The sequence below is a fragment of the Pseudomonas agronomica genome (assembly GCF_025917275.1).
Classification (GTDB): domain Bacteria; phylum Pseudomonadota; class Gammaproteobacteria; order Pseudomonadales; family Pseudomonadaceae; genus Aquipseudomonas; species Aquipseudomonas agronomica.
Map to the genome: position 1 here is coordinate 1 of NZ_JAOSHO010000377.1, position 5028 is coordinate 5028.

At 60.9% G+C, this 5028-nt stretch carries 5 protein-coding genes and 1 tRNA gene; all 6 read left to right on the forward strand.

What is annotated here, in order from left to right:
* Positions 1 to 115 precede the first annotated feature (115 nt).
* The 6 genes from OC610_RS20905 to OC610_RS20930 all read left to right on the forward strand — a co-directional run bounded on the left by OC610_RS20905 (position 116) and on the right by OC610_RS20930 (position 4768).
* Positions 116 to 2341, forward strand: coding sequence for an AsmA family protein (locus tag OC610_RS20905; protein WP_264430411.1), 2226 nt, complete (start codon positions 116 to 118; stop codon positions 2339 to 2341).
* Positions 2338 to 3405 (forward strand): A/G-specific adenine glycosylase, encoded by a 1068-nt coding sequence (gene mutY, locus OC610_RS20910; protein WP_264430412.1) that lies wholly within the window; start codon positions 2338 to 2340, stop codon positions 3403 to 3405. The genes OC610_RS20905 and mutY overlap by 4 nt, the downstream gene beginning before the upstream one ends.
* Entirely contained in the window at positions 3402 to 3674 is a 273-nt protein-coding gene (locus OC610_RS20915; RefSeq protein WP_030141485.1) for an oxidative damage protection protein, read from the forward strand. Before mutY ends, OC610_RS20915 begins: the two co-directional genes overlap by 4 nt.
* Before the next feature lie 102 nt (positions 3675 to 3776).
* A tRNA-Phe gene (locus OC610_RS20920) sits at positions 3777 to 3852 on the forward strand.
* Between the two features lie 117 nt (positions 3853 to 3969).
* Entirely contained in the window at positions 3970 to 4299 is a 330-nt protein-coding gene (locus tag OC610_RS20925; RefSeq protein ID WP_264430414.1) for a DHCW motif cupin fold protein, read from the forward strand.
* A gap of 61 nt (positions 4300 to 4360) precedes the next feature.
* Entirely contained in the window at positions 4361 to 4768 is a 408-nt protein-coding gene (locus OC610_RS20930) for a hypothetical protein (RefSeq protein ID WP_264430416.1), read from the forward strand.
* The last annotated feature ends 260 nt before the right edge of the window (positions 4769 to 5028 follow it).

Sequence of the window (5028 nt, forward strand, 5' to 3'; positions counted from 1 at the left end):
GGGGCCGCGCCTGGCTGGGTAACGGCAAATCGAAAAATCGATCACCCAACGCGCCACCAACCCGGGACGTTATACTCCCAGGCAAAATTTGAACTCAACCTACAAGGATTCGCCCATGAAAGCGTTCGGCAAAATCCTGGGTCTGGTACTTCTCGGGCTGTTGCTGATCATTGTGGCCCTGGGCTTTGCCCTGACCCACCTCTTCGATCCCAACGACTACAAGGAAGAAATTCGCCAGATAGCCCGCGACAAAGCCCACATCGAGCTGACGCTCAATGGGGATATTGGCTGGAGTCTGTTCCCATGGCTGGGCCTGGAACTGCACGAAGCCAGCGTCGCGACCCTGGCCAATCCGACGCAGCCTTTCGCCGACCTGCAGATGCTCGGCCTGTCGGTGCGGGTCATGCCGTTGCTGCGCCGCGAAGTGCAGATGAGCGATGTCCGGGTCGAAGGCCTGAACCTGCGCCTCAACCGTGACAAGAACGGCCATGGCAACTGGCAGGACATCGGCAAGGCGCCCGCATCCGCGCCGACCAAGGACGCGCCGACACCGGTCGAGCAGCCCGCCCCACCGGCCAACGCACCGGCAGAAAAACCCGCACAGCCAACGCGCCTGGACATCGACAGCCTGACCGTCAACAACGCCCGGGTCGAGTACACCGACGAACAGACGGGTAAACAGTTCACCGCCGAAAGTATCCAGCTGAGCACCGGCCCGGTCCATGACTCGACCAACATCCCGGTCACCCTCACGGCGTTCCTGTCGAGCAACCAGCCCGCCGTGCGCGTGCGCACCGAGATGACGGGTGAGCTGCGCTTCGAACGGGCCGTGCAGCGCTATCGTTTCGAAGACCTGAAATTGTCCGGCGAAGCCACGGGCGATCCGCTGCTGGGCAAGACAGTCAGTTTCGCGGCTCAAGGCCAATTGTCCCTGGACCGAGCGGCGAACGTCGCGGAATGGACCGGTATCAAGCTCTCCCTCAACCAGTTGCGCGCACTGGGCGAGCTGAAAGTCAACGACCTCGACAAGACGCCGCAACTGAACGGCGGCCTTTCGATCGCCCAGTTCGATCTCGCGAATTTTGTCGACAGTGTCGGTCAGAAACTCCCTGCCATGGCGCAAGGCAGCCTGACCAAGGTCGAGCTGGCGAGCCGCGTTGCAGCCACGCCGACCAGCGTCGAATTCAACGACATCAATCTCGAGCTGGATGACAGCAACTTCAGCGGCCGTATCGCCGTGGAGGACTTCGCCAAGCAGTCCCTTCGCGCGCAGCTCAAGGCCGACACCTTCGATGTCGATCGCTACTTGCCACCCAAGTCCGCCGAAGCCGACAGCGCCAAGGCAGCCCGCGAAGCGGAAGTCAGCAACACCGAGGCCAGTGCCATGGCCGGTGCGGGCAGCACCCCGCTACCCAGCGCCCCGACCCAAGGCGCCTGGAGCAATGACCGGCTGTTCCCGGTGGAGCGCCTGAGCAAACTGGATATCGATGCCGACCTGACCTTCGGCCAACTGACCCTCGACAAGCTGCCGATCCAGAACGCTGCCCTCAAGGCCTCTGGCCAAGGCGGCCTGCTGACCCTGGAGAATCTGCGGGGCGACCTGTACAGCGGCAACTTCGAGGCCAAGGGCACGTTGGACGTCCGCCAACCCACGCCACAACTGGGCCTGCAAACCAAGATCAACCGGGTGCCGGCTGAAAAGATCATCGAAAGCCAGGGCAAGAATCCACCTGTCAAGGGATTGGTCACGCTCAACAGCGCAATAACCGCCAGTGGCAACAGCCAGAAGGCCCTGATCGACAGTCTCAACGGCAACGCCGGATTCGTCATCAACGACGGCGTGCTGCTCAACGCCAACCTTGAGCAGCAATTGTGCAAAGGCATCGCCACGCTGAACCGCAAGTCGCTCAGCGGCGAACCGCGAGGCAAGGACACGCCGTTCCAGCAGCTCAACGGTAACCTCACGTTCAACAACGGCGTTGCCAGCAACCCGGACCTGAAAGTGCGCATCCCCGGCATGACCGTCAACGGCAATGGCGACATCGACCTGCGCGTGCTGGGCATGGACTACCGCGTCGGAGTCATCGTCGAAGGCGACAAGAGCGACATGCCCGACCCGGCCTGCCAGGTCAACGAACGCTACGTCGATATTGAGTGGCCGTTGCGCTGCCGTGGCCCACTGGAGCTGGGGGCGAAGGCGTGCCGCCTGGACAACGACGGGCTGGGCAAGGTCGCGGCGAAACTGGCCGGCGACCGTCTCGGCGACAAGATCGATGAGAAGCTGGGCGACAAGGTCAGTCCCGAGCTGAAAGACGCGCTCAAGGGGCTGTTCAAGCGATGACATCCGAGCAGTTTTCCACCGCCGTACTGGATTGGTTCGACCGTCACGGACGCCATGACCTGCCTTGGCAACAAGGCATCACCCCCTATCGGGTATGGGTCTCGGAGATCATGTTGCAGCAGACCCAGGTCAGCACCGTGCTCGGTTATTTCGATCGTTTCATGGCCGCGCTGCCCACCGTCCAGGCCCTCGCCGCCGCGCCGGAGGATGAAGTGCTGCACCTGTGGACTGGGCTCGGTTACTACACGCGCGCGCGCAACCTGCAGAAAACCGCGAAAATCGTTGTCGAGCAATACGGTGGCGAATTCCCCCGGGACGTGGAAAAACTCACCGAACTGCCGGGAATCGGCCTGTCCACCGCAGGCGCTATCGCCAGCATCAGCATGGGCCTGCGGGCGCCGATCCTCGATGGCAACGTCAAGCGGGTGCTGGCGCGCTTCACCGCCCAGGAAGGCTACCCGGGCGAACCCAAGGTGGCGAAACAGCTATGGGCGACTGCCGAGCGCTTCACGCCGCAAGATCGCGTCAACGCCTACACCCAGGCGATGATGGACCTGGGCGCCACACTCTGCACCCGCAGCAAGCCCAGTTGCCTGCTCTGCCCGCTGAAACAGGGCTGTGAAGCACACATGCTGGGCCTGGAAACCCGTTATCCGATTCCCAAGCCGCGCAAGGAAGTGCCGAAGAAGCGCACCTTGATGCCCATGCTGGCTAACCGCGAGGGCGCCATCTTGCTTTATCGCCGTCCTTCTACCGGTTTGTGGGGCGGATTGTGGAGCCTGCCGGAACTCGACGACCTCGACGATCTGCAACACTTGGCCCTGCAACACTCGCTGGAGCTGGGCCAGCAACAGGCAATGCCGAGCCTGATACACACTTTCAGCCATTTCCAGCTGGCCATCGAACCCTGGCTGGTCCGGGTCCGGGAAACCGGCCACCACGTGGCCGAGGCTGACTGGCTCTGGTATAACCTCGCCACCCCGCCGCGCCTGGGCCTCGCCGCCCCGGTCAAGACGTTGCTTGAACGCGCGGCCGCCGTATTGAACGCAGGAGAGTTGCAATGACCCGCACCATCATGTGCCGCAAGTACAAAGAACAACTGGAAGGCCTGGAGCGCGCACCATTCCCCGGCGCCAAGGGCCAGGACATCTACGACAACGTTTCGGCCAAGGCCTGGGGCGACTGGCAGAAACACCAGACACTACTGATCAACGAAAAACGCCTGAACATGATGAACGCCGAAGACCGCAAGTACCTTCAAGGCGAGATGGAAAAGTTCTTTTCCGGCGAAGAATACGCCAAGGCGGAAGGCTACGTGCCGCCGTCCGAATAAGCCGTCCAGCGCGGGGGCGAATCGTAAGCGACGGTAATAATTAAATATTTTTTGATAACTCGCTTGACGCCCCCCTGAAAAACCCGTTTAATGCGCCCCGTTGCCCAGATAGCTCAGTCGGTAGAGCAGGGGATTGAAAATCCCCGTGTCGGCGGTTCGATTCCGTCTCTGGGCACCAAATACCGAAAACCCCGATCAAGAAATTGATCGGGGTTTTTTATTGCCTGTGATTTTCTTTCCTGTGGCCGGGCGACTCCGCTACATTCGTCCGCTCCCCTCCAGCAAGCGAGTCGACATGGATATCACCGGCATCCCCTTCGGCACCACCGATTGGTCAACCATCGAGCCCACCGAACATAAAGGCATCACCGGGACCGCCTATTGGCGCACGCAGCAATTCGGGAACATCCGGGTGCGGATGGTGGAGTACACGGCGGGTTACCTGGCCGATCACTGGTGCACCAAGGGCCACATCCTGTTTTGCCTCAAGGGTGAGTTGAACACCGAGCTCGAAGATGGCCGGCAATTTCTGCTCAAGCCAGGCATGAGCTACCAAGTGGCCGACCAGGCCGAGCCCCATCGCTCCTCGACTTCATCTGGAGCCACGCTCTTCATAGTCGATTGAGGTTCGAAGCGTTCGCCATGAAGCTGTAGGATAAGCAGCCTTATTCATCAGGAATCCGACCATGTCATCGGCGAACAAGCAGCAGAAACGCAACCAGCGCGCCAAGGCGAAAGCCAAGAAGAACCGCATTCAGCGAGCTGCTGCGCCGAACGATTTCCTGGACCCGAACGACGAACGCATCGATCTGGAAACCGTGGACCTGTCGGATTTATTCCAGATCATGAGCGCCGCCGAAAAGGTCAGCCAGCAGGCCATGTGCGAAGCATTCCTGGCGCACCCACTGCTGGCCCTCGTGCTGGAACAGGAAGGTGAGGAAGAAGCGACCGACTTCATCATTACCGCATTGATCGAATACCGTCGCCTGACCACCGGAGTCGACGAGCAGGCCGCACTGGACTGGGTGGAAAGCAAGCAATTCCAAGCCGATTACGTGGCTGCGTCCCAGGCGATTGCGCTAGGCCAGGACTGATCATCACGCCGCCAGCGCTTTCGCAATGAGAGCGTTGGCGGTGGATGACAATCTCCAAGAATCATTTCCCACACGCCGGGTTAACCGATCTCAGGTCGCGTCAAAACCGTCCTGCACGAATCCGCGTCTTTTCCACCCGAGCAATCAGCCGCGTCTGGCATCATCGAAACTTGCTTTGAAGCATCCTTCTGGTCCGCCCCCCTCTCATGGCTGGACACTTCGATGACCTCGTCACTGCCCCAGGAAGACCCACAGCTCGC